The organism is Cerasicoccus frondis (assembly GCA_031296915.1).
Lineage (GTDB): Bacteria > Verrucomicrobiota > Verrucomicrobiia > Opitutales > Cerasicoccaceae > Cerasicoccus > Cerasicoccus frondis.
This window is the reverse complement of record JAVDPC010000022.1, coordinates 1-25,891: the sequence shown is the minus strand read 5'-3', so window position 1 is coordinate 25,891 and position 25,891 is coordinate 1. Positions and strand designations below refer to the sequence as shown.

Below are 25,891 nucleotides of genomic sequence, written 5' to 3'. Positions count from 1 at the left end.
AATCATTGATGCAGAAAAACTTTTATTATTGGTGAAATTTTTCGATTGACGGTATACTAACCATGGTCAGCTTCAACGAAACTGTATGACTCAGGTTCTATGAGCTATGAGTGATTGAACGTAATACAATTATTTTTTCCCGCCATGAAAGTCCGCCTATTCTCCTTGTTAATTGTTCTGTCGCCAAGCTTGGCTATTGCCGGGGAGACGTCAGGCGGGACATTGATTGAAATGTCAAGCATTGGCACGGTGCTTTTGACCACCACTGGCTTGATGCTGCTGGCTGACAAGCGCAAAAACAAATCTGGCCGCAAGTAGGCGAAATTCCCAAGCGAAAGTTCCAACTATGCGGCGAGCTGGATTTACGAGCCTCGCAGGATGTTTTGCGATATCTTGCTTAATAATTAGTACGTCTCATGGGCAGACCGTGCTTCCTTATACGACGGATTTTGAATCCGCCGAAGGCTACCAAGTCGGCGCATTGACCACTGATGCCCACTGGCAAGTGGAAACAGGTTCTCCCGAAATCACTGACCTTGATTCAGCTTCCGGGCAACAGTCTTTGTTCTTTACACTCGTCGACACGCCTCACGTTATTGAGGCTAGCTTTACCGGGCAGCAGGGCTCGATTGTTTTTGTGGATCTTTACCTGAAGCCAGAGGCCGGTGAAGTTGGTGATTTGCCAATGGGCCCTTTCATGGGGCGTTCCGCGCAGACTGGTTTTATCCGCATTGATGGTCAGGGCGAAGTCATTGCGATGCATGGTGATGGCATTGGGGAAGGGGACTGGGTCTACACGGGCGAGCGCTACGCCCTGATCGACGGAACCAGTGCGAATTGGCATCGCTTCACCTATCGGCTCAACTACCTGACGAAAACCTGGGACTTGTATCTGGACGAGCAACTGGTGTTGGCGGATTTGGGTTTTTTGGATTCGAGCCTACTCTCTTTCACCAGTTTCCGTCTCTCGACGGATGGTCAGGCTAATCTTGGCATCGATTTCTTTTACGCAGGTGAGGTCAATCCGCTCTTCGCTGACCTCGACTTGGATGGCATTCCCGATGACTATGAAGCGGCTAACCACATGGATGTGTCGGTTGATGACCGCTATGGCGACCGGGATTTGGACTCATTGATCAACCTTGACGAATACATGGCTGGCACGAGCGCTGGTGATCCGGATACTGATGATGATGGGGTCCATGACGGCGCTGAAGCCGCTCTGGGAGCTGATCCGCTGATTGCGGATGCATATTTGCTGAGCGTATTGCCCTTTGCCGATAGTTTCGAGAGCCATGCGTTGGGGGCATTGACGTCACTGAATAATTGGAGTGTCGTTGGCGCTGAATTGCCGATGGTGTCGGCAGATGATTCTGTGGATGGCTCGCAAGTATTGCTGATTGATGCGCAGGAAGAGGAACTGACGCTAAGGAACGCCTTTCGCGGCGATGACTACACGACGGTGTGGGTTGATTTTTATCTGTTGGCCAAGCCATGGCCGGATGTTCCTGAGTTGAAAGTTACAACAACCGCCGCGTTTTATTTTTCTAATGATGGTCAATTGATGGTCTATGATGGCTGGGGCGCTGGCGCCGGAGAGTGGATTGCGTCCGATGATGTGGCGGTCGATTTCAGTCAATGGCGTCGACTCACGGTGCGTTTGGATTATGAGAATCAAGCTTGGGATGTTTGGTTGGATGGACTCCGAGAGCATCAGGGGCTGGGCTTTGCTAACAGTGCGCCTTACTTCTCAGAGTTTAGCCTGCGCTCGGGAACGAGCGGGCAGAGTGGACTTGATCGGATGAATGTTGTCTACGTCGAGCCCTTGGAGCTGGATAACGATGGGGATGGCCTTTTCAATGAACTCGAAGACGTCAACCGTGATGGTGTCGTTGATGCAGGTGAGACCAATGCAGAGGCCTTTGATACGGATGAGGATGGCATGGGAGATGGCGTGGAGCTGCTTTACGGGTTTGATCCCACGACATCGGATTCATCGGTAGCCAAGTTGGTGGATGATGGGCAAGGGGTGTGGTCTTGGAGCACGGATTTTTCCTTAGCGGAAGGCTATTCAGTGAGTGACCTGGACGGTCAATTAGGGTGGTTGGCGAGTGGCGCTTCGGTGAACGCTGAAGAAGCAGCCTTGCTTATTTCTGATGAAAATGCCCCTGCGGAACTTGAGCGGTTTGTCGGCGTTGGAGAGCTCCAGCAGGTGTGGTTAGGCTTTCGCGCAAAACTGCATCCAGGTCCTTTGCCAGAGCCAGAGGACATTGCTGGCCCAACGGCTGGCATGTTTGGCTTCAGCAATGAAGACAAGCTGCAGGTCTTCGATCCGCTGGCTGGAGAATGGATTAAAATCAGTGTAGATATCGACGCCACAGAATGGAATCAATACGACGCCTACCTCGACTATCAGACGAAACGTTGGATGCTGGCGATTAATGGCTCTCTGGTTGTTCAGGATGTGCCATTTGTGGATGAGAATTTGACCAGCTTCGCCCGCTTCCGTGCGCTTCAGACTGAAGCTGCAGAGGGTGAAACCAGTCAGGCGGATTTCGACCAAGTCCGAATCTCCAGTGCGGAGCCCGCTGGATTGGACTTCGATGGAGACGGCTTGGATAATGAGCTAGAGCGTTCGGTTGGCGGCGATGTTTGGCTGGAAGATACAGATGGTGACGGTATGCTCGACGCTTGGGAGTATCAGTATGGGCTGAATCTTGCGGCCAATGACGCAGGCTTAGATCTGGATGGTGATGGACTAAGCAACGCCACGGAATTGCTTTTAGGCTTCGATCCAAGCGTAACAGATATGGATGAAGATGGCTGGAGTGATTTCGATGAATACTATGCACAGACCAATGCCTTCGATGAGAATGAACATCCCGATGCGGTAGGTTTGCCGTCGCCTTGGCAAATAGTTGCAGTGAGTGGATCAGGTGTGCCAATGGCATGGCAGGTCGGAGATTCCTGGCGCTTGGCTGGGGCTGGCTCTGGGGATCGCGGTGCTTATTTCCATTGCGACATCACATCAAACTTTAGCCTGACTTTTCGTGTCGATAGTCTGGAAACCGATGAAGCGAATGCCGCCCTTGCGTTGATGGTGCGTGAATCCACCAGTACGTCTTCACCCTATATATCTGCTGAATACCGTAAGAATGGCCGCTACTATCGTCGCTACCGGAATCCTTTTAATGGCGACCAAGATCTTTTTCGGCGTGAACCGGATGGGGTCAGTGTTCCGGGCCTGTATATGCGTATGCAGCGCATGAACACTGGGACGACTGTGAGCTTTTCAAATGATGGGATTCTATGGCGCGATATAGTTACTTCGGAGGAATCTTACCCGAACGCGGATGACACGCTGATTGGCCTTATGCTTCATGCGGATGATTCCAGTGATCCAGATCATTACGCCCGAGCTTCCGTCGAGTTGATTGATTTCCGTTTAGACACAGATAACGATGGTTTGTATGACGATGAAGAAGTTGCCTTGGGCTTAAACCCCTTATTGGCAGACTCAGATGGCGACACCGTTTCTGATTATGAAGAAGTTCATTACGCTCATAGCGATCCGCTCATACCTGACTTACCGGAGTGGACGGCGTTTGACTCTGTGGCGATTCAGACAGCTCAAGCCGATTTAGGAAAATGGGAAATGAGCGTGAGCAATGAGTTGTTCTCCAGCGACATTGCCGGAAAAATAACTGTAAACATATCGCTTGCCGAGGCTGGCATCTACCGACTATCGGTTCCGATCCGGTATGTCTTTCACGGTGATGAAAATGCTTACCGCCCCTTAATTATTCATCACTATATCGATGGGGAGTATGTTTCTTCCAATGAGTATGTGCAGTCTGTGAGTGGGCAAATCGATCCGCTTTCGGTATACCTGCCTCATTTGGCCGCAGGTGACCATTCCTACCAACTGCACTGGGAGAATGTTTATGAAGAGCGCTGGATTGGAGTCGGTGATATTGCCCTGGAGCGCCCTGAGAGTGATACTGCAGATTGGGGTGAGTATTACTTGGACTCCACCGAGTCGCTACTGACAGAAGTAACTCAAAGTGCAATTTCTCCGGCATTTATCGAAGGAACCACAGCCTACTTGGGTAAGATGAGCGTGAGTGATGGTTCGACGCTGCGGCGAGCCGCCGGTGATGGTTGGTACGCCGATATTGATCTGCCAGCTGATGGTTCAATTCATACCTTCGATCTTGGTTTCCAAGAGGGGGGCAAGACGATTAACCAAAGTATTGAGTGGACGGTCACCGACGTGCTTCAAAGCGAAAATATCGCTTTGAGAGTGGGAGATGCGCTTCGCTTGAATGCCGGTCAGTCACCCGATGGAAGTCTTGTTTCAATCACTGTCGGAGCCGATGAATACGAAACAACGGATACCGAACCGGTTATTCACACCTTTACTGAGTCAGGCGTTTACACTGTAACAGCTCTTCGAAGTGGAGTAAGCGGTCAGTTCGATGTAATCGTTTATCCAACACAGGTGCAAGCGGACGATCCCGCTTTGATGCGGCATTACGTTCGCGAATGGACTTGGGAGGGGCTCGCTGGCCTGGTTGCAGATGGAGGCGATATCGGACTCACCCTTATCAGCGATAACGGTAATGATTCAACATTTGAACTGAGCCGTTCTGAAGTGCTACGTCCGCGGTCACTCGTTGCACGCGTCGGTGAAGGTGGTGCGATTGCCCAGAGTGTCAGCACAGAAGGATTCTGGATTCGGGAAAATGTCAGCGGGTTTTACCAGGGCAGTAATCTTGGCGAGGGCATACAGGAGGCGACAAGCGTGCTGATTACCAGTCCCTTGCCCGATGACATTTCTCTTCGTGTTAGCATCTTCAAGTCCGGCGTCATATTTGGCGATGGAACGGTCGTAAAATGGCTCACCAATGATGACCTTGATGCTTTCGGGCGCTGTAGCTTGGTCATGTATAAGCCAGACGATGTGAGCGGATCTGTTTGCCACCATGTCTTTGTTTATGAAGCAGGGCAGTATATTAACCGCCGATAACTTACATGATGGCGCTACGGTTTGTCAAAATTGGGGGATTCTTAATTGCCTGCATCCTAGTCGGTGGAGGCCTATGGTATTGGACTCAATCCGAAGTCGGTTCGAAGTCGGGTATTGAGCCTGAGTCCACAAAGATGGACCTGGCAGATGCTACGACAGCGACGCCTGTCATGGATGAGGCGTTACCCACCGATCCCGCGCTGATCGAATTGCCCATTCTGACGAGTGCTGAAGCTCTGAGCAAAGAGGAGGCGCCTTTGATTAATGAGCGCTTACAAAGCGTCATGGACTCGACTCTGAGTTATCTGCACCGGCTTGATCAATTACAGGAATTAGACTTGGCCTTATTGGGGGAACAGGACTTTGCAGCTATTCGGGAATTCCTTACCACCGCCTCCCCCGAGACCTCGAACCCATCAGAGGATTTTGCGATTCGTAATGATTTGCTTGAGATGCTAATGCGCCAGCCTGGACATGAGGATTTTATTCAAGGCGTCTTAATCGATGGCGTGAAGGATACGGCTCAACACACGCTTTGGCGAGAATACCTTCTGCAGCATTATAGTCTTTGGGTTGATGATGCGGTGGCTGCCGAGTACCGATACGATGCCGAATTGGCGCCTTTGCTCGACGTGCTTAAGCAAAGCCTTTCTGAAAGCGACAATGAAATCGCCGGGGCTGCGATCCTCAATTATCTGCGACTTCACGAGAATCACCCAGAACTGATTTCAGATACAGATTTTCGCAGTGTCGCCACGCAAATTGTGACTGACCCGAATGCCAATCGGGCTACGAGGATTTCTGCGATTCTGGCGCTGAGTGCTGAAACGCCGACTATTGCTGCAGATCAACTCCAACTGATGATGGCAGACCCGGTCGAGCATACATTGCTCAAGGTAACCATTTATCATTTTGCCCGCCGTGCTGTCGAAAACGGAAATCTTGAATATCAAGCAGTCCTTAAAGCAGCAAAAAATTTGAATTCACCTATTTTAAGCAGGTTATCATCCAATGAATAAAAACCACCTGTCACGCCACATGAACTCGTTGTTACGTCGAGTCCTGCCAGGTCTTTTCGCTGCCTTTGTGCTTCTGGGAACCGGAATGCCACGCCTGTTGGCGGACCCAGGCGCCAATCCGCCATCAGAAATCATAGATACTGATCGCACTGGTGGGATCATTACCAAATATGAGTGGTATTTGGAGCAGATTGACGCTTACGGATTTGGTTCTGATGCTCCAGATTCAGACAATGATAATCTACTGGATGGGTGGGAACTTCTTTATGGTTTCTCCATTGATGATGACGGTTCGGTGAACTGCGTCAATGGCGCCGAAGGTGACCCGGATTTTGATGGCCTGGCCAATTACTTTGAACAAATTATTGAGAGCGATCCCACCGTCCGGGATACGGATGCTGATGGTTTGTTCGATGGTTGGGAATACGCCCTGGGTTTAGATCCGGTAAACGATCCATTAACGCTGGTTGATTTGCTTGATGAGGGCTTGTCTGCTCCCGATGGCGTGCAGAAATTCATACAATCCTTTATCCCGAACTCGGCGGATACACCGGTCAGTGGGGGGAGTCCTGTTTTTATTCGTGAATATTGGACGGCTTCGTTTGCTTCCCTTTCCGAATTGTACGACTTCGATTCGACGACGGAACGTTATCCAGATCTACCAACGGGGACGGAAAGCCTGAGCGAGATGGAGACGCCCGCTGGTTGGACCCTGCCATCGGATTCGAGCACGTTGCCAACACATGGTGGCCGTCTTTCGGTTACCATAACGCCATCCACCACAGATTTTTATGAACTAGTCGTTACTGGCGGTTCGGAAACAGAAGTCTGGTTCAGTGAAGACGGTGATCCATCAAATGCTGAGCGCATTTTAGACAAGGATGAAGTAGAGCGCACGGTTACGGTTTACATGGAGACCGACTCGGCGGAATTTGAAGCATCTTATTACATTGAAGTCGTCTATACGGCAAGTGTGAGTGATGATCCGGTGAGCTTGACCTGGGTAAAAGCCGGCAATGATTCTGACTCTCCAGTTGCTATTCCTGGAACAGTTAGCTGGGACTATTGGTCGCCATTTACAGACGACCTGGATGCGCTCAAGATTTGGTCTGTCACGGGAATTCGTTTTCCGGGCAACGCCGATGGCGAAGACACTCTGGATGCCGTCAGCACCCCGGCTGGCTGGTCGGCTGATGATGGGGCGATCACTTCGTTGGGAGATCACGGCGCGCGCATGCGTGGCCGGATTGTTGCGCCGGTTTCCGGAAGCTATACGTTTACCCTCGAGGGAGGGACTGAAACCAACCTGTGGCTGAGTCGTGATGGCAACGTATTCAATCGTCGGGAGCTGCTGGTCGATGGCAGTGGCGAGCGGAGTGTCGTGGTCGATCTGGTCGAGGGGCAGAGCTATTATCTGGAGGTTCATTACATCGCCGATAGTGCTGACTCTCCAGTGAGTTTGCAGTGGTTGGTGAGTAACCCCGAACCAGCTTTGACTGGAGGCGATCCGTTATTGAGCGGGGAAGTTATCGGACAGGATGATTTTGGTAGTTCGGACAGTGCGCCTTCGCTGAGCTGGTCTTCATCAAGCGATGAGCTGTTTAACGTATCCTCTGGGGATGGTTCGGTATGGAGCACTGGCGAAATGACGCTGAGTCTGGATTGTGTGTTTGATGATGAGCTCTATTCCTTCATGACATGGTTCTCTCCCGAGGAACTTTACAGCGATGCCTCATCAGCCTATGGAGTGTTTTATAATGTGGACACGCGCACTTTGTCTTTCCTTTCGGAAGGTCGGGTGTTGGCGGTGAGTTCTCAGCTGGATCTGCAGTTGGGAACCAATCGTATCGCGGTTACTGTGCGAACGGATGCTGAAGACGCTATTGAAGTGACTTTCTATATCAACGGTGAGCGCGTTTACAATTATCCGCACATCAGTGTGGAATTCCTGTGCCTCGATTACCAAGTGAACAGTGAGCAGATGCATGATCCGCTGAACGGTTTGGCGGCATTTCCCATCCCGGGAAGCATGCTGGTTGTGACCACCATGCCTGATGGTGATATTGACGAATTTATCGACAACGTCGCTTGGTACGATGTTGCATTAGGGGAGGACATCCTCTTGCCGATGTTGGAGGAGCAAGCGCGCTCGTATGCCCAGGATGATTTCAGTGCCGGGTATCCACTGCGCTGGAAGGATACCGAAAATTATGAATCGGTGATGGCTTGGGCGAATGCGGAGCCGGTTATTGAATGGATAGCGCCTGAAGACGGCGCCGACTTGGCGATCAGGGACTATCATACATTCTCGGTAAGCGCTGCGGACTTTGAAAATCGCTATCTGCGCGTAGAGTATTTCCAGATGTTGGGCATTGAACCGGCGCCAGACACGGACACGCGTTTACACGTTGTTTATCCGCTCAACGATGTGGACCCCGACTCGATGATCCCACTGGAGCCGCTGACCAGCGATCCAAAGGAATTCTCCACTGCGTATTTTCATTGGGAAGAAACTGCGTCGACTGGTTTAAGCTATTATGCACGAGTGACTGATAATAACGGAGCTCAGGCTTTGACTGAGCCTGTGAGCGTGAATTGGGTGAATACACCGCCGATTGTAGAGTGGGTTTCACCCTTGGAATCGACCATTAACTGGACAGCCGGTAAATTAGTTACGCTGGAAGCATTCATCGTAGACCCTGATGGCGCCGTTGATGGTTCCGGTAGCGCTCCGGTCAGCATTGAACTGCTGGATGATGCGGATCAAGCGGTGTCGGCGATTGTCAGCAATGATGGTTTTAATTACACATTTATTTTTACCCAGGACGTGGTGAGTGAGCATAGCTATCGAATAGTCGCTACTGATGACTCAAGTGATACAACCGAGTCGGCCGCCGTTTCATTTGATTTCGAAGGGCCAATCCCAGGGGTTCAGTGGATAGATCCTTGGGAAATCAGTCGCATGACACTTGGGGATACTAAAACGCTCAAGGTGTTGGCTGATTCCAATGTCGGAATCTCGTATGTTGAATTTTATGAAGGTTCAATCAGTGCAGAAAACTTGCTGGGGGTCGACAGCTCGGGTGGTGGAGTATCAGGTCATGTTTATTCGCTGGAATATACGCCACTAGCGACAGCCACGAAAACACTGATTGCCCAGGCGGTGATTGATGACGGCTCTCTTTTGTCCTATGTTGACGCATCCATTATCCTCCAGATCATCGACGAGCCTGCAATTCCAGTTCCAGGCGACGATATCGATACCTTGCCCTCAGTTGGTCTACCCGTAGTCGAACTGCCTACGGTTACTCCGGTCTATCCAGCAGATGGATCCACGCCCTCAGCTAACGACTTGATCGCCGAATCTGATTTTGAATCATTCTTTGGACTTTCGGGGCAAAGCTATTCCAGTGGATGGACGACTTTCTGGTTGGGTGAGGTCAATGTCTGGAATTTCCCCTGGGTATACCATCGTCAGCACGGATGGTTGTACGTTGAGTCAGTGGATTCGGACTATTGGTTTTACGATGCCGAAATTGGCTGGTGGAGCGCTTCGGATGCAACCTATGATGTCGCAGTAAGCAATCAAACCTGGCTATTTAGTCAATTGGCTGGCTGGCTCTGGTATGATAGCCCAACTACGAATCCGCGTTGGTTCTATAGCGATGAAGAGGAGGACTGGGTCGATGATGTTATCCAGCAGGATCCAATTTTTGATTTTCCCACTTCGATGGATTCCACCATTGGCGATAATATTGATTATGACAATGGCCTTGGTGACTATCTGGCGGATTACGATGGAGACGGCCTCGCGAACATTCATGAAATTCTTCTGGGGACGGAAGCGGACAACGCCTCATCAACCTTAACAGTCGGAGATGCGACGGCTAACCCGGATGTGATTCTTTCCACGCTGCCGGTTGAGACGACTACGTCGGCTTCGGGCACGCTGAATATCAATGTGCCGATTGGCATCGTGCCGGGCACATCGGGGACGCAACCATCCCTGGCCTTAAATTACAACAGCACCAGCAGTAATGGCGTCATGGGCGTGGGGTGGAACCTCAGCGGTTTTTCGGCGATCACGCGAGGTCCGAGCAGCCGGTTGATTGATGGCTTTGTCGATGGCGTAAATTATACGGATACTGACCGCTTTTACATTGATGGCAAACGCCTGATCCTGATTTCGCAAGACAAGGAGTATGGTGAGGATGGCGCCGAATACCGGACGGAATTCAATGACTTCAGCCGGATCTGGAGTTATGGCAGTTTGGGCAACGGGCCGGAGTCACTTGTGGTCGAGACCAAATCAGGACTGACCATGACTTATGGGGCGGTAGCGAATTCACGCTACGTAATTGCTGGAGAGTCCGCAGCGTTGACTTGGCATTTGACGCGGGTAACCGATGCGGTGGGCAATTACTATGAGTACACCTACGAGCAACCGACAAACGATGACCCTCTGCATCTGACTCGTATTGCCTATACGGGTAACGAAAACACCGGGGCGCTACCTTATGCCTATGTCTACTTCCGCTACGAGGAACGCCCGGACCAGTCTATGGGCTACATGATGGGTAAGTTGCTGAAAAATCGCTACCGATTGCAGGCGATTGAGTCCTATTATGAAGATGATCTCTTTCGCCGATACAGCATGCGTTATACGGAAAGCCAGAATACCCGTCGTTCGCAGTTGCTGGGAATTGTCACCGAGTCGTCGGATGGAACCCGGTTGTTGCCCACTGTGTTTGAGTGGGAAGCCATGGGAACCGGCAAGCGTATCATCAAAATGGGCGATAATACGGGTCATGGCGCGAAGGTCATCGACTATCAGGGTGACTACGATGGCGACGGTAAAATGGACATCGCGCAGATATCCTCCAGTGGGGGGAGTTTTGACCTGGATATCCTTTATTCGAACGGAAGGTCTTTCAATAAGCAAAATGTGATAAAGTCGGGGGGCAGCTTTAACTTCAGCAGTTCGAATATCCGGTTCTTTCAGGGGGATTTTGATGGTGACGGTGATGCCGATTTCATGAAAGTCGCCGGGACCAATAACAGCCAGGATACTAATTATAAGTTTATTGAAAACGAGGGCAATGGGCAGTGGGCGAGCAGCGAGAGTCCATGGACGGTAATTGGTGACAGAGCGCCATATTGGAACACTGAGCGTCCTGCGTTTGAGGCCGACTTTACCGGAGACGGTCGAACGGATATCCTTTTTGTCTATCCGACAGGCTTTCCTACCAGCAGCGCTGGTGACAATGGCGCCTATGGGGTGACTTTTGATTTGGCGGTTTCCGAAGGCAACCATATCGGCCAACACATTGCGATGAGTGATTCATCGGCCCGTTGGATCGCACTGGGAGGGGATCAGAGAGGCCTGGGGCAGTTCTGGCATATGGGTGACTTCAATGGCGATGGCTACATGGATATCGCTCAGCAGTATTTTGCATCAAGTGGAGCCAATCAAAACTACTATCGCTTGGCGATTTACTTGAACGAGCCCAATGGTGAGTCGGGCCAGAGACAATTTACTTATCACCCTCAGGACGGAAACCTCGGTCAGGTAGATTTTTATAACCTGCATCAGCGCATACGAGTCGCCGATGTGAATGGCGATGGCTGCTCGGATGTAGTCTATTTCGATGGCAATAGTCGCAAGATGAAGGTTTCCTATTCTAAAGGCGATTATGAGGGGAATGACAATATGTTCTCCAGTCCCAAAGTGATTTATGATTATCGGATATCCAGTGGGACTGGCGTAACCTGGCATGTTGCCGATCTTTATGGGGATGGTGTTCTGGACATCATTCAACTCATTAGTTCTTCCGTCCGAACGATGCGACAAGGGCCTAAGGTTGATCGAGTTGCCACGGCCACAGTCTTTAACTTCCGGCATCCGCTCAATGGGAAGAACAGTGACCTGCAAGTGATCCCGATCAATGAAAACGAAGTCCAGGCGCTCAGGGGATATTATAACAGTGGGTTTTATAGCGTTAGTAACTATTTTGCTGATGAGATTAATGATATCAATGACTCCATTTTAATACCGCAAACGTCGAACAAAACCACGCTCAATGCGCTGATTGGCGACTTTTCCGGAAACGGTCAGGCTGAGCTACTGGTTGCGCAACTGGGGGCCGGTGGGGTGGCGTCTCCCTATCGGGCATTCGTGAGCAAGGACTCGGACGCCACCTACGACGTCATCGGCACGGTTACGAATGGGCTTGGCGTGCAGACGCGCGCCTATTACCAGCGCCTGACGAATCCGAATTTTTACACGAAGGGTGAGGAAGCAGAGAATCTGGGCAGCGGTTATTTTGATTTCCAAAATGCGGCGTTGGCCGTGGTGGAAATCCACAAGGACACCGGGATGAGCGATGAAAACGGCGATGCGATTTTCTCGAAACACCAGTATCGCTACGCCAATCTGGTGTCGAATCGCGAACGTGGGTCGATGGGCTTTGGCCAGATGACGACGACCGACATCTATGGTGACGAGCTGACAACCGTCACCACGACAGAGTTCAATCAGGAGTATCCGTTCACGGGATTGGTGTCGGCTACCACGACGGCTCTGGAGGACGGAACCACGCTCAATCGCGCGACCATGAGCAGTTTTGTGGATATCGAAACGGTCAGTGGCCTTTCCGATATCCACTTCATTATCGCCGAAACCGAAACGAAGGAAACCTACGAGCCGACCGACGGCCTGGAAACGCCTTATTCGACGGTGGTGACAACGAAGTCCGCCGAAGACTACGATGAGTGGGGCAACCTGGCGGAAATCACCGTGGATATGGGCGGCGGCTTCACCACCACGACAGTGAGTGAATACGGGGATGACGCGGATCATTATCGCTATGGACGCTTGACCCGTTCGACGGTGACGCAAACCACCGGCGGTGGTGATGCGAAAACGAAAACCTCCAGCTTTGTCTACGATGCTGACGCCACCTGGTTGCTGACAACGGAAACGGTCGAGCCGGATGAGCCCGAATTTGCGCTTTCGACGACCTACACTTACGACGGCTATGGCAATGTGATCAGGACCCAGGTAACCGGTGAAGGCGGCGAGGGTCTCTTGACGCGCACGGCCTACACTCAGATGGACGCCACGGGGCGCTTTGCGCTGCGGGCGATCAATGATGTGGGCCACAGCTCCTCTTCGACTTTTGAAGCGAAGTCCGGGTCGGTGTTGACGACCATCGGTCCCAATGGACTCACGACGGTCAACGCCTATGACAGCTTTGACCGCCTGATCAGCGTGACCTCGGCGGACGGGACGGTTGCGAGCACGCAGCGGTTGCGGGCATCGGATTTGTCGGTGGATGCGCCTGAGGATGCATTGACAGCGGTCCGGGTGGTGAGCACGGCGGCGCCGGATGCGCCGGGCGTGACCTATTTCGACCGCTTGGGCCGTGAGCTGCGCACGGTGTCGATTGCCGGTAATGGCGCCAAGGTCTACGTGGACAAGTTGTATCAGATACGTCAGTTGCCCGAGTGGGTGAGCATGCCGTATTTCGGGGGGACCAGCGATCCGATCTATTGGGGGCAGACCTTTTACGATTCAATGGGCCGGGTGACCTTGCAGGTGACTCCCGGAGAGGGCGCCACGGGCTTTGTCTACAGCGGATTGACGAACAGCACGTATCGCTTGCTGGATGGCAGCCCGGACGGTCTCGACCCGGATGATATCGCTGGTTCCTTTGCCCTGCTGGATCGCGAAGACTACGAACTGACCAGCTCGCTGAGCAATGTCGCCGGGCAGGTCATCGAGACGACGGACAACGCCGGGGTCACCTTGCAGCAGGAATATGATGCGCACGAAAACCTGGTGAAGACGATTCTGCCCAACAGCGCTGGTGCAATCCTCATGGCCTATGACCAGCGTGGTCACAAGACGTCGATGACGGACCTGAACATGGGCGCGTGGCATTACGTGACCAATGCCTTCGGCGAGCTGATCGAGCAGTATGACAATGCCGGCAATGCGGTGGTGTTTGCCTACGATGAAATTGGCCGGGTGATCAGCCGCGCCGATTACAGCGGGGTGACCGTGTCGGCTGGTGACGGGGTGGACGGTGATTACGCGACGGGCAGCCTGGAGGAAACCGCGACTTGGACTTACGATGCGGGAGTGATGGCCCTTGGCAAACTGGTTTCGGTGGAGACGCGCGATGACAACGCTGTGGTGCTTTACCGTTCGGAGGTGGATTATGATTTGCTGGGCCGGGCGGAGGAGACCCGCGAGCGCATCGGCGATGAATGGTTTGCCACGAGCACGACTTACGACGCCTACAGCCGCCCGCTGGCGCTCACCTACCCGGGTGAAACGCTGACCGTTTACAATGTCTACGACAGCAAGGGCTACCTGCAGGAGGTTCGCCGCGACGACGCCGTGGGTGAGCTTTACTGGCAGGCGGACGCCTATGACCACTTGGGCAACTTCACGCAGTTTACGCTGGGCAACGACGTCGTGACGCGCCTGGGCTTTGAGCAGGATACGGGCTTTTTGACGTCGATGCAGACGGGCGCCTCGGCGACCAAGGCCGACATCCAGAACTTCGAGTTTGATTACACGAAGGTGGGCTACCTGACGCGCCGGACGGACCTGAACCGCAAGCTGCAGGAGACGATCAGCTACGACGCCCTCAACCGCATGGAGCATGTGGACCTGACGCATGAGCTCGGCGAAGCCGGGGAGATGACCTTCCAGTCGACCACCACCTATGACTCGCTGGGCAACCTGACGGGCAAAGCCGGTGTGATCGGAACGATGCAGTACGGGGAAGCCACGATTGGCGGGGTGGCGACGAATGCCGGGATCAACGCGCTGACTTCGTCGGACGACTACGCGTGGTTCTACGACAGCAATGGCTCGCTGCTGAAGAAGACCGATGTCAATGACCCGACGAGCGTGGTGCAGAGCTACACGTGGACGACCTTTAACCAGGTGAAGTCGATCACGCGCGCGGGCACGGGAGTGACGACGTTTGACTACGGGGCGGACCGTCAGCGGGTGCGCCAGTACCTGTATCGATCGGTGGACAATACGGACGAGACGATTTACGTTGGGGGCGGCCTGTATGAGGTGATCACGGAGTGGCGTGATTCCGTGGAGACGGTGAAAAAGCGGCACTACATCAGCACGCCGGTGGGGGCGGTTGCGGTCTTCGTCGAGGAGGACAGCGAGAACGACGGCGTCGTCGATAGCGAAACGCTGGAGTACCTGCATTATGATCACCAGGGCTCACTGTCGGCGATCACGGCCAGCGTGATTGCGCTGGACGGCAATGGCGACGCGCAGAACGTGCGGCACAACAGCTACGACGCCTGGGGCCGTCAGCGTGACGTGGAAACCTGGGGCTACGATTTTGACGCCCAGACGCAGACTGGCTCCTACGCGTGGCTGGCGCAGCAGGAGCACGATTACTCGATTGGCTACACCGGGCATGAGAATCTGGATGAATTCGAAATCGTGCACATGAACGGGCGCCTCTACGACGCGCAGGTGGGCCGCTTCATCAGCGCAGACCCGTTCATCCAGTTCCCGAGCAATCTGCAGAGCTTCAACCGCTACAGCTACGTGCTGAACAATCCGCTCTCTTACACGGACCCGAGCGGCTACTTCCTCGACGGCATCTTCGACGCGATCGGGGACTTCTTCAGCAGCGTGGGCAACTGGGTCTCGGAGAACTGGCGCACCGTGGTGGGGATTGCGGTCGCTGTCGTTGTGTTCTATGCCGCGCCCTATGCCTTGACGGCTGCTGGGGCGACCTTGGGCACCGCTCAGACCAGCTTTGTTGGTACAGTTGCGGGAGGAATTGCGGCTGGGGGCGTGAATGATGGAGTGCGCGGGGCGATTATGGGAGGCGCTTTCGCTTCGGCCTTCTGGGTCGTCGGGGGAACTCTAGCCGATGGTGGTGTCGTCCCTGGCTACGACAGTGGAGCCGAAGTGGGTGAATTGGCGGTCAAGATGGTCGCCCATGGCGTCATCGGTGGCACCCAGCAAGTGTTTGCTGGAGGTGATTTCCTGCAGGGGATGTTCGCCAGCGCCGTGACCGCCGGAGCCTCTCCCGGGATATCGGGCATTGACGTGGGCAGCAGGTTTGGCGATTTTGCGCTGCAAACAACAGCAGCATCCATGGTCGGAGGAACCGCATCAGTCATCGCAGGAGGAAAATTTGCTAATGGAGCATATTCAGCGGCGTTCGGGTATCTGTTCAATCAGCTTAGTTCTCAGGATCGAAGAAAAGCAGCGAATGAGAGGAAGGCGCGATTGAAGCTTAATAAGAAAATGAATAAAATTGTTGCTGCAGAAGGTAAGGGAATGCTTATAGATTACTGGAAGAAAGCATTAAGGGGGATTAACAAACTGCCTGATGATGTGAAATCTAATATGTTTCCCAAGACTGAAGAATATGAACAAGAACTAATTGTTGCTGATGTGGATGTTCACGTTGGAGCAAGTTTTGGATATTGGGGTAAGAGTAATGTATTTAGAACTTACGTTGATGCTAACTATGATGCTAACGGAGTTATTAAATCGTCTATTTCGTTTTTAATTGATGAGGCTGGAGTAGTCTACGCTCAAGTGAATGCTGCTACTGTTACAGCAACTGCAAGTTATGAGGCTACAGCTGGATTTGATGTAACCGGCCGTCAGGTATATTCACCTGATCCAATTAAAGGGAGTTTTACTGGCACCTCTAGTATTGGTAACTTTACAGTGTATCCGGATGATGAAAAGGAATAGTATTTTTATTGGAATATTGATCGCAACTATTTCACTATTTATTGTGATATTTATCATGGGTGGTGAAAGTCATGAGGTTTACGAAGTAACCAGTGGTGTGCAGCTTTTTGTTGGGAGAGATCCTTTAGATGATGCTCAGAAGTTAATGACTCTAAAAGTGGATGCAGAGCTGTGTAATGGTTCAAACATTCAAGACATGAAATCCTTGTATGATCTTTTTAGCTTCATTAACACTGATCCTGATCTTATTGATACTGTTGGAGAGGATACGCTTAATAGCTTTAGTGGCGAAGTAGATTTAGTCCTTATTGATAAAGATACTGTTTTAAGTAGAGTTGAACTTACAGTTGAAGAAGGTAGGATAGTTTCATCAAAACCGCTGCAGAGCCAACCATAGGCACGACGTTTGCCATCGTGCCAAATTTCTTTGAAATATTGCGCAATGTGTAGCTTCTCAGCGAATGAACCAATTTATGGTAAGAACTATGCACGGCCAACCATAGCAAGCGTGCCAACTGGCCTTGGGCTTACTATGGTTTTAGCGCGATGAGCAGCTTCTCGACTATGAACCCCACTAATACAGATGCCGCAATCTCTTGCTATAAGCCCAAGCAGGATGTCATCCATACCAACGGCATTGGCCTTTTTTGGCAAACGTTACGACATGCTTTTCTGGGAAAGTTCGCCTACTTCCAACTGAACATGCAAACGCCTTGCCCTCCACGTGACGCTGTCCCGGTTAACCAGTTGCGAGCCAGTTGCTCGACTATATGAATTAGGTAATGCTGCGACTTACTCATGCTATGAATAGACCATAGGCAACTCAACCGTAGACTGAAATCAACTGTTGTTTGAAACAAATTTAGGGAGTGAGGCCATTCCGGGGCAGCGGGCTCGGTTTTATCGCAAAGCATTCGGGTCAAGTGTGTCTGATTTTCTGGGCAGATTAGAACTCTCTACGGTCTTTAGGAAAATAACCCTGCGGTTGTCAGTGACCACCAACTGGAAGAGGGCTATTCAGGCAGAACATTGTCAATTCCTCGGTTAGGAGTTGTCAGTTCCTCGGCGAGGAATCGTTAGATCCTCGGGCAGGAATCGCCTGATCAGCGTAACTTCGGCGGACGGGACGGTGGCGAGCACGCAGCGGTTGCGGGTTGTATGAGGTGATCACGGAGTGGCGTGATTCCGTGGAGACGGTGAAAAAGCGGCACTACATCAGCACGCCGGTGGGGGCGGTGGCGGTCTTTGTGGAGGAGGACAGTGAGAACGACGGCGTCGTCGATAGCGAAACGCTGGAGTACCTGCATTATGATCACCAGGGCTCGTTGTCGGCGATCACGGCGAGCGTGATTGCGCTGGACGGCAATGGCGACGCGCAGAACGTGCGGCACAACACCTGGGGCCGCCAGCGTGACGTGGACACCTGGGGCTACGACTTTGACGCCCAGACGCAGACCGGTTCCTACGCGTGGTTGGAGGAGCAGGAGCACGATTACTCGATTGGCTACACCGGGCACGAGTATCTCGATGAATTTGAAATCGTGCACATGAACGGGCGCCTCTACGATGCGCAGGTGGGCCGCTTCATCAGCGCAGACCCATTCATCCAGTTCCCGAGCAATCTGCAAAGCTTCAACCGCTACAGCTACGTGCTGAACAACCCGCTCTCCTACACGGACCCGAGCGGCTACTTCCTCGACGGCATCTTCGACGCCATCGGGGACTTCTTCAGCAGCGTGGGCAACTGGGTCTCGGAAAACTGGCGCACCGTGGTGGGGATTGCGGTCGCGGTGGTGGTGTTCTATGCCGCGCCCTATGCGCTGGCAGGTGTGGGCATCACTGGGACACAGGCCAGCTTTGTGGGAACCGTGGCCGGAGGAGTCGCCGCCGGGGGCGTGAATGATGGAGTGCGCGGGGCGATTATGGGAGGCGCTTTTGCTGTCGCTTTCTGGGGCGTAGGACAATCTTTGGCCGGTGGTGATGTCGTCCCAGGCTATGACAGTTGGGCAGCAGGCGGTGAATTGGCGGTCAAGATGGTCGCCCATGGCGTCATCGGCGGCACCCAGCAAATGTTTGCTGGTGGTGATTTTCTTCAGGGCATGTTCGCCAGTGCGGTGACGGCAGGGGCTACTCCGGGCATCGCATCGGGCATTGAACTTGACAGCGAGTTCGGTAGTGTGGCGCTAGAAGTAACAGCCGCAACCATGGTAGGAGGAACCGCATCAGTCATCGCAGGAGGCAAGTTTGCCAACGGGGCTTATTCGGCAGCCTTTGGGTATCTTTTTAATGAGGTGGCTAGTAGATCTCAAACTGGTGGACATATACGTGATCGTTTTCGTAAGCAAGATCCTAAAGATAGAGCTCTTCATAGATTACGAGCTAGGCAAAGAGTTGGAGAGAGCCAAGCTAAGATCTGGACGGGGCTCGCAGAGCTATCTGATATCGTTTTGGAATCTGACACAGGTGAAGTCTTAGGGGCATCTTATGGTGGTCTGAGGGATAATGTTTCACTAAGCGGAACTGTCTCTGGTGGGGTGCTGCATCCATACAAACCGAAAGCTACGATAGGTGTAAAGGCATCGGCATCATCAAAGCTTGAAAGTGGTCTTGATGGCGATTTGGGAGTGGGCACAGCTTCTACATCAATTGGTGCATCTGCTGGAGTTAAGTTTGACTTAAGAGGTATGTTTTTAGGAAACACAGGTCCGAAATACCAAAGCGTGCATGCAATTTCTCTTACCGGCGGTAATGGTACTGTTGGTGGAAGTCTTTCAATGGGACTTGATCGCTGGGGAAACCCTAATGGGTTAAGTTTGACACTTGGTTGGGGATACGGCCTTAATGCTTCTTACACACACTCAGTAGTAAATAAGGACTAGATAAACTTTCAAAACCTGGAATCGCTATTGTTGATGCTTAGCAATAAAGATAAAAAATATCTTAAATTCTTCATATTTTTGCTATTGATTTGGCCTTATATGGGGCCATGGGGTGATTATTGGGGAGTTAGTGTTGGCTTGTCTTGCATTTTATATGGTGCAATCAAACAAATATGGTTTAGTATTCCGGAATGCGTAAAAGTTAGAAATCACAAAAGAGTCTATATGAAGGGCTTTTTGATAGCGGTGTATATTATTCTCAATGCTCTGAGTGTTCGCTATCTTTAAAGTCAGAACCGCTACAAGCCAACCATAGGCACGACGTTTGCCATCGTGCCAAATTTCTTTGAAATATTGCGCAATGTGTAGCTTCTCAGCGAATGAACCAATTTATGCTGTGCTTATTGATACTTGATGATTTGCTTCCAGCAGAACTGCCGATGCGGCTCAACTCAACGGCATGGAAAGCGCTTCATCTGGCAGTCAACTTCACTTGTGTAAACCCTCAAAACCCGCTTACTCCGACTGAACACCCAAACGGCTTGCCCGCCTCCGACCGCCTGTTCCCCGGTAACCGATCAACTCGCTCTTGCTTGTTTCAGCCCACGAGTTGGTTTGAATAATAGGTATGGATGCGACTACTCATTGCTATGTCTTGGCCTATTGACAGCAGGAGTTGGTCGCTATGGCAATGGCTCTTTGAAATTTCCTGATTCGCTTAAGTGACCCCCACCAACTGGAAGAGGGCTATTCAGGCAGAACATTGTCAATTCCTCGGCGAGGAAGTACCAGTTCCTCGGTTAGGAGTTGTCAGTTCCTCGGCGAGGAGTTGTCGGTTCCTCGGCGAGGAATCGTTAGATCCTCGGGCAGGAATCGCCTGATCAGCGTAACTTCGGCGGATGGGACGGTTGCGAGCACGCAGCGGGGGCGGCCTGTATGAGGTGATCACGGAGTGGCGCGACTTGGTGGAGACGGTGAAAAAGCGGCACTACATCAGCACGCCGGTGGGGGCGGTCGCGGTCTTTGTGGAGGAGGACAGCGAGAACGACGGCGTCGTCGATGCCGAAACGCTGGAGTACCTGCATTATGATCACCAGGGCTCGTTGTCGGCGATCACAGCCAGCGTGATTGCGCTGGACGGCAATGGCGACGCGCAGAACGTGCGGCACAACAGCTACGACGCCTGGGGCCGCCAGCGTGACGTGGAAACCTGGGGCTACGACTTTGACGCCCAGACGCAGACCGGTTCCTATGCGTGGCTGGCGCAGCAGGAGCACGATTACTCGATTGGCTACACCGGGCACGAGAACCTCGACGAATTTGAAATCGTGCACATGAACGGGCGCCTATACGATGCGGAGGTGGGCCGCTTCATCAGCGCAGACCCGTTCATCCAGTTCCCGAGCAATCTGCAGAGCTTCAACCGTTACAGCTACGTGCTGAACAATCCGCTCTCTTACACGGACCCGAGCGGCTACTTCCTGGACGGCATCTTCGACGCCATTGGGGACTTCTTCAGCAGCGTGGGCAACTGGGTCTCGGACAACTGGCGCACCGTGGTGGGGATTGCGGTCGCTGTCGTTGTGTTCTATGCGGCGCCCTATGCGCTGACGGCTGCAGGGGCGACCTTGGGCACCGCTCAGACCAGCTTTGTTGGTACAGTTGCGGGAGGAATTGCGGCTGGAGGCGTGAATGATGGAGTGCGCGGGGCGATTATGGGAGGCGCTTTCGCTGCGGCCTTCTGGGTCGTAGGGGGAACTCTAGCCGATGGTGATGTCGTCCCAGGCTACGACAGTGGAGCCGAAGTGGGTGAATTGGCGGTCAAGATGGTCGCCCATGGCGTCATCGGCGGCACCCAGCAAGTGTTTACTGGCGGTGATTTCCTGCAAGGCATGTTCGCCAGCGCCGTGACCGCTGGAGCCTCTCCCGGGATATCGGGCATTGACGTAGGAAGCAGTTTTGGCGATCTTGCACTGCAAACAACAGCAGCATCCATGGTCGGAGGAACCGCATCAGTTATCGCAGGTGGGAAATTTGCCAATGGGGCTTACTCAGCGGCGTTTGGGTATTTATTTAATCAGGCGGCGAGTGATCAGTATAGAGGTTTTTGGCGTGAGTTAGCTAGTGAGCTTAATCCTTTTAACTCTGAGGGCTCGTTTTATGAGACCTCAATCTCAATAACAGATACTATGGGCGCTGGTGTTGGTGCGCTGGTTGGTAAAGTAACCGGAAATCCTGAGTTAGTAGAGGCATCGATGGAATTGTCTTCCGACTCCTATGAAGGTAGCGTTTTGGGGCAAACTGAAAATAGCGATGGTTGGGTTTATTATGGAACTCGAGGTTCAATGGCGGTTTCTGGAGTCGCAGCAACTCTCGCAGGGGGAACTATAGTGTGGGGAGCTGCTGGTGGTCCGACTATGGGACTTCATGTTGAGATGGCAGGGTTCTCGAGCAGAATGACACCGCACTTCTTCTGGTCAGTTACTCGAAACTCTTCAACTGTGTATCGTCATGGTGGTTTCGGGCCTGTTTCTAGTGCTTTTATGTTCGGAGAAAATATGAGTGCTACGACTTTTAGTTTAACAGGAATACCGATTTTCTTTCCAGTCGCCGCGACAGCTATTGGATATGGTGCTAGAAATTGTTTTACTGGCATGTGTGGGGGATTGAGGAAAGGGTTATTAGGATTCTAAGCACTTTTTATTATGGCAACGTTACCAGTATTTATTTTGAAAGACGGTTTTTGGGAGTTGCTCGATACATTCATGCAGTCTATAGGGTTACATTTTAATAGAATTGGTTATTCATCAACAACTGACGTTGAAGACGATTTTGTTCATGACTACTGGGGGCTATTCAATGAAGCTCATCGTCTGCTGAGGTGTGAAGTGATCCATGGATTTTGTAACGAAGGGAAATCAGATGTATTAATAATATATCCTAAGGATATATATCTAAGTTATGAGGATTGGTTGTCATTCGTCGAATTGATCATTGTTTCGGGGCTTGATTTATATTCCGATTTTAAGTGCAGAAGTGATTTCTATCGATTTAACCAGTCGGCTGAGTGTGAGGTTGCATTTAAAGAGTTAATCCAGAAACTAGACGTTGTAGCAGTAGGTGAGACGATTTTTGGATTTGATAAATTGCGTATTAAGGGCATGATTCCATTTTTAAGGCCTGAGCTCGCTATCTACAGTGGAAGAGTGGTATTTGATAATGGGGGTTACTATATATCCATACCTAAACAACTTATGAAACAAAAAGATCTTATAGAGTCTTTTCTGATGAAGTAGTCAGAACCGCTACAAGCCAACCATAGGCAGGACGTTTGCCATCATGCCAAATTTCTTTGAAATATTGCGCAATGTGTAGCTTCTCAGCGAATGAACCAGTATATGCTGTGCTTGTTGGCGCCTGATGATTTGCATTATAAGCAGAGTTGCCGATCCGGCTCAACTCAACGGCCCGAACGGCTCTCCTCACCAACGCAAAAAACTAGACCTTATGAGGAACCGTAAAACAAAATGCGAAAGAAACTGGACACTACCTTTGGCGATGTTGAGCTGCAAACAACAGCCGCATCTATGGTAGGAGGAACCGCATCAGTTATCGCAGGAGGCAAGTTTGCCAACGGGGCTTACTCAGCGGCGTTCGGATATCTGTTTGATCAGGTGGCGAGTGGTAGAGCGCAGAAGGTTCAACGCCCAGAGTTCTACACGTTCAATGAAGACGGATTATTAGTTTCTTATGAACCAACAGCTGCGCAGCTAGCAAACTTTGATAGTGCGATGGCCGAGCTGGCAGGCGCTGGTCGTTTGGGAGGAGCTTTCGTCAATGCGTTTCATTCAGAGGGCATTGGAGTTATACACACTCAGGGTATACCCAATCAGTTTGATAACTTCATTAGTCTAAATCTAGACGAGGCATCGTTTGTTAGTAACTCCGCTCTGGGCACCGCTGCTTCTGAATGGGGAATATCTTTAAGTGCTGCCCGTGCTCAGATTGGTTCGGGGGCTAATGTTATTGCCCATGAACTTGGGCATCGATTCTTGAATTTTACTAACATGGGTTTCCCTAAGAGTGACTTCGTTAATGTCGGAGTCGCCGAGAATAGTTATATAAGGCCAGCATTAGGCTTACCTGCTAGAACTCACTACGGAAATCTACCAGTCCCCAGTGTTGACCCGAATACTTCAAACGAGCTGAGGGCTTTATAAGGAACAATCAGTAATGAGATTTTTAAGAATATACTTTCTGTGTTTTATCACGCTGAGTGTTGTTTCGGCGGAAGATACAATATCGATTGATCGAGGTGCTGTTCACAGTTCTTCGGTGGATCTTCGACGTTTGGTCGTGTCGCAAGAGACCTTGAAGCAGCTCTATGCTGCTGATTCTTTCTTAATCGATTTTACCTCGATGAAGCCCGTTTTTCATGGTTCCAAAGAAGACTATGAGATTAGACTAGTCGGTGTTTCTGTCGGTGATTTAGTGAGAGATTTAGCAACTGGAAGTAGAGGAATCGGTGATGAGTATGGCATCACCATCTTTACCTATAAGTCCGTGCACTCAAAACGGATCGCGAGACTTAGCGAAGAATGGTTGAACTATCAGCTTAAGGCATCTGACGTTGTCGTTATCTACAACTATCCAAGTTTGTAGGAGATCACAAACGGCAGAACCCTAGCGCGCTTGGCACCAATAATTAGTAGCGCGCGACTCAGCTTCTTAGCCCAAGAGGAAGTGCATTACGACATAGGGCCTATCTCCAAACGCCCCATCACGCGGTCCCTCCCCATCCAGTGAGTTCGCCTGCGAACCTCGGCGGTGCTATTCGTTGGAGCATGCGCAGCGTGCTTTAGCAGGCTAGAGTGCGCGACTGAGTCGGCTATGTTTTTGTAATCTTGTAGTATTACTCCGGATAAACTTAGTCGTCCATTGAAAATCATTTTCTAACTCTCGTTTGACTACGGGGCGGACCGTCAGCGGGTGCGCCAGTACCTGTATCGATCGGTGGATAATACGGACGAGACGCTCTACATTGGCGGCGGCCTGTATGAGGTGATCACGGAGTGGCGTGATTCCGTGGAGACGGTGAAAAAGCGGCACTAAACGCGTCTTCGTCGCGGTTACCCGGGCTTCGCAAAAACTCGTGGTGATTTACAAGAACGAGGCGACGCGAGGACTTTTGTTGGCAGATTGAATTTTCTGCGGACGATGATCTAACTTTAAGCGATTATAAATTCCTGTCAGATTCCTGCCAAAATGAGATCCATCATATGCAGGATAATGCATCTCGGCGCAAAAGGTTGATTTTTGTAAAGTGCTTTTAATCAGCGTAATGTGCTCGATTTGAGTGGTTTATGGAAATCGCTAAACCGATTTCGACTCCCGCCACCTCCACCATTTTAATCAACGACTTACGGGACTTTTAGGGGTCCTCGCTATTTACCGTGGTACTCTTTGCATCGGGATCTCTAGCTTGGCCGCAGTAAAGTATAGGATGTTGATCAGATTCTTGGTGGTTCTGTAGCCTCTGGCTCTTCTTTTGACAGCGGAGAAGACGCTGTTGACGGCTTCCATGTAGGTATTGGAGAGCCTGCCGTGGGCGAAGGCGATGATGCCCTCGAGGTGCTTGCGGATGCTCATTGCGGCTCGTTTCATTGGAGCCAGGACGTCGTCATGTCGGCGGACCCATTGCATGACCCAGCGGCTCCAGACCATGAGCTTGCGGCGCATAAGCGCTGGGTCGGGCAGCTCATAGATATCGCACAGGGTGAGCCTCATTTGGTAGGCTTTGGCGGTGAGCAAGTTGGCGTTCTTGAGGTTGTCCAGGTGAGCAGTTTGCTCCTGGCTAAGTGAGTCAGGATGGTGGCGCCACAGCCGCATGGTGCGCCGCAGGCGGGCGTCGTCGTGGGCCAGCAGACGGCGGTGCTCACGCTGGCGCACCTCGTCGGCTGCCGCGCCAACGTTTTTCATCACATGGAAGCGGTCCCAGACGATCTGGGCCTTGGCGTAAGTGGCGCTCATGTCGATGCTGACTTGCTCGATTTGCTTAATGTCCGCGCCGTGCAGCTGGCTGAGTCCCCCTTTTTGGCCCACTTGTTATGAGAAGATTCTAGTCTGGTTGTTGTTTACTGGGTTGGTTGGGTTGTTAAGGTTCTGGCGTAGAGAGGCCGTAGGCCGAACGGAGCCGGAACCT

General features: G+C 51.7%; 11 protein-coding genes. 10 read left to right on the top strand and 1 reads right to left on the bottom strand.

What is annotated here, in order from left to right:
• Positions 1-144 precede the first annotated feature (144 nt).
• The 10 genes from RBB63_RS16285 (at position 145) to RBB63_RS16240 (ending at position 24,351) form a co-directional block, all read left to right on the top strand.
• The gene (locus RBB63_RS16285) at positions 145-318 is read left to right on the top strand and encodes a hypothetical protein (RefSeq protein ID WP_309386032.1); all 174 of its coding nucleotides are present in this window, start codon (positions 145-147) and stop codon (positions 316-318) included.
• A 109-nt stretch (positions 319-427) separates the two neighbouring features.
• Complete coding sequence (locus RBB63_RS16280) at positions 428-5,029, top strand: hypothetical protein (protein ID WP_309386031.1); 4,602 nt, start codon at positions 428-430, stop codon at positions 5,027-5,029.
• Between the two features lie 5 nt (positions 5,030-5,034).
• Positions 5,035-6,048: a hypothetical protein gene (locus RBB63_RS16275; protein WP_309386030.1), complete on the top strand. Its 1,014-nt coding sequence runs from the start codon at positions 5,035-5,037 to the stop codon at positions 6,046-6,048.
• Entirely contained in the window at positions 6,041-16,810 is a 10,770-nt protein-coding gene (locus RBB63_RS16270) for a SpvB/TcaC N-terminal domain-containing protein (RefSeq protein WP_309386029.1), read from the top strand. Before RBB63_RS16275 ends, RBB63_RS16270 begins: the two co-directional genes overlap by 8 nt.
• Before the next feature lie 16 nt (positions 16,811-16,826).
• The gene (locus tag RBB63_RS16265; protein ID WP_309386028.1) at positions 16,827-17,207 is read left to right on the top strand and encodes a hypothetical protein; all 381 of its coding nucleotides are present in this window, start codon (positions 16,827-16,829) and stop codon (positions 17,205-17,207) included.
• Positions 17,208-17,997: 790 nt separating this feature from the next.
• The gene (locus tag RBB63_RS16260; protein WP_309386027.1) at positions 17,998-19,689 is read left to right on the top strand and encodes an RHS repeat-associated core domain-containing protein; all 1,692 of its coding nucleotides are present in this window, start codon (positions 17,998-18,000) and stop codon (positions 19,687-19,689) included.
• An 899-nt stretch (positions 19,690-20,588) separates the two neighbouring features.
• Positions 20,589-22,382 carry an RHS repeat-associated core domain-containing protein gene (locus tag RBB63_RS16255; protein ID WP_309386026.1) on the top strand — a complete coding sequence of 598 codons (1,794 nt, stop codon included), beginning with the start codon at positions 20,589-20,591 and terminating at the stop codon, positions 22,380-22,382.
• A 12-nt stretch (positions 22,383-22,394) separates the two neighbouring features.
• On the top strand, positions 22,395-22,985 hold the full coding sequence (locus tag RBB63_RS16250) for a hypothetical protein (protein WP_309386025.1): 591 nt from the start codon (positions 22,395-22,397) through the stop codon (positions 22,983-22,985).
• A 231-nt stretch (positions 22,986-23,216) separates the two neighbouring features.
• Positions 23,217-23,909, top strand: a complete 693-nt coding sequence (locus RBB63_RS16245) for a hypothetical protein (RefSeq protein WP_309386024.1) — start codon at positions 23,217-23,219, stop codon at positions 23,907-23,909.
• Positions 23,910-23,922: 13 nt separating this feature from the next.
• Positions 23,923-24,351, top strand: a complete 429-nt coding sequence (locus tag RBB63_RS16240; RefSeq protein ID WP_309386023.1) for a hypothetical protein — start codon at positions 23,923-23,925, stop codon at positions 24,349-24,351.
• Between the two features lie 786 nt (positions 24,352-25,137).
• Here the strand turns inward: RBB63_RS16240 and RBB63_RS16235 are convergent.
• Complete coding sequence (locus RBB63_RS16235; RefSeq protein WP_309386022.1) at positions 25,138-25,791, bottom strand: transposase; 654 nt, start codon at positions 25,789-25,791, stop codon at positions 25,138-25,140.
• Between the last annotated feature and the right edge of the window lie 100 nt (positions 25,792-25,891).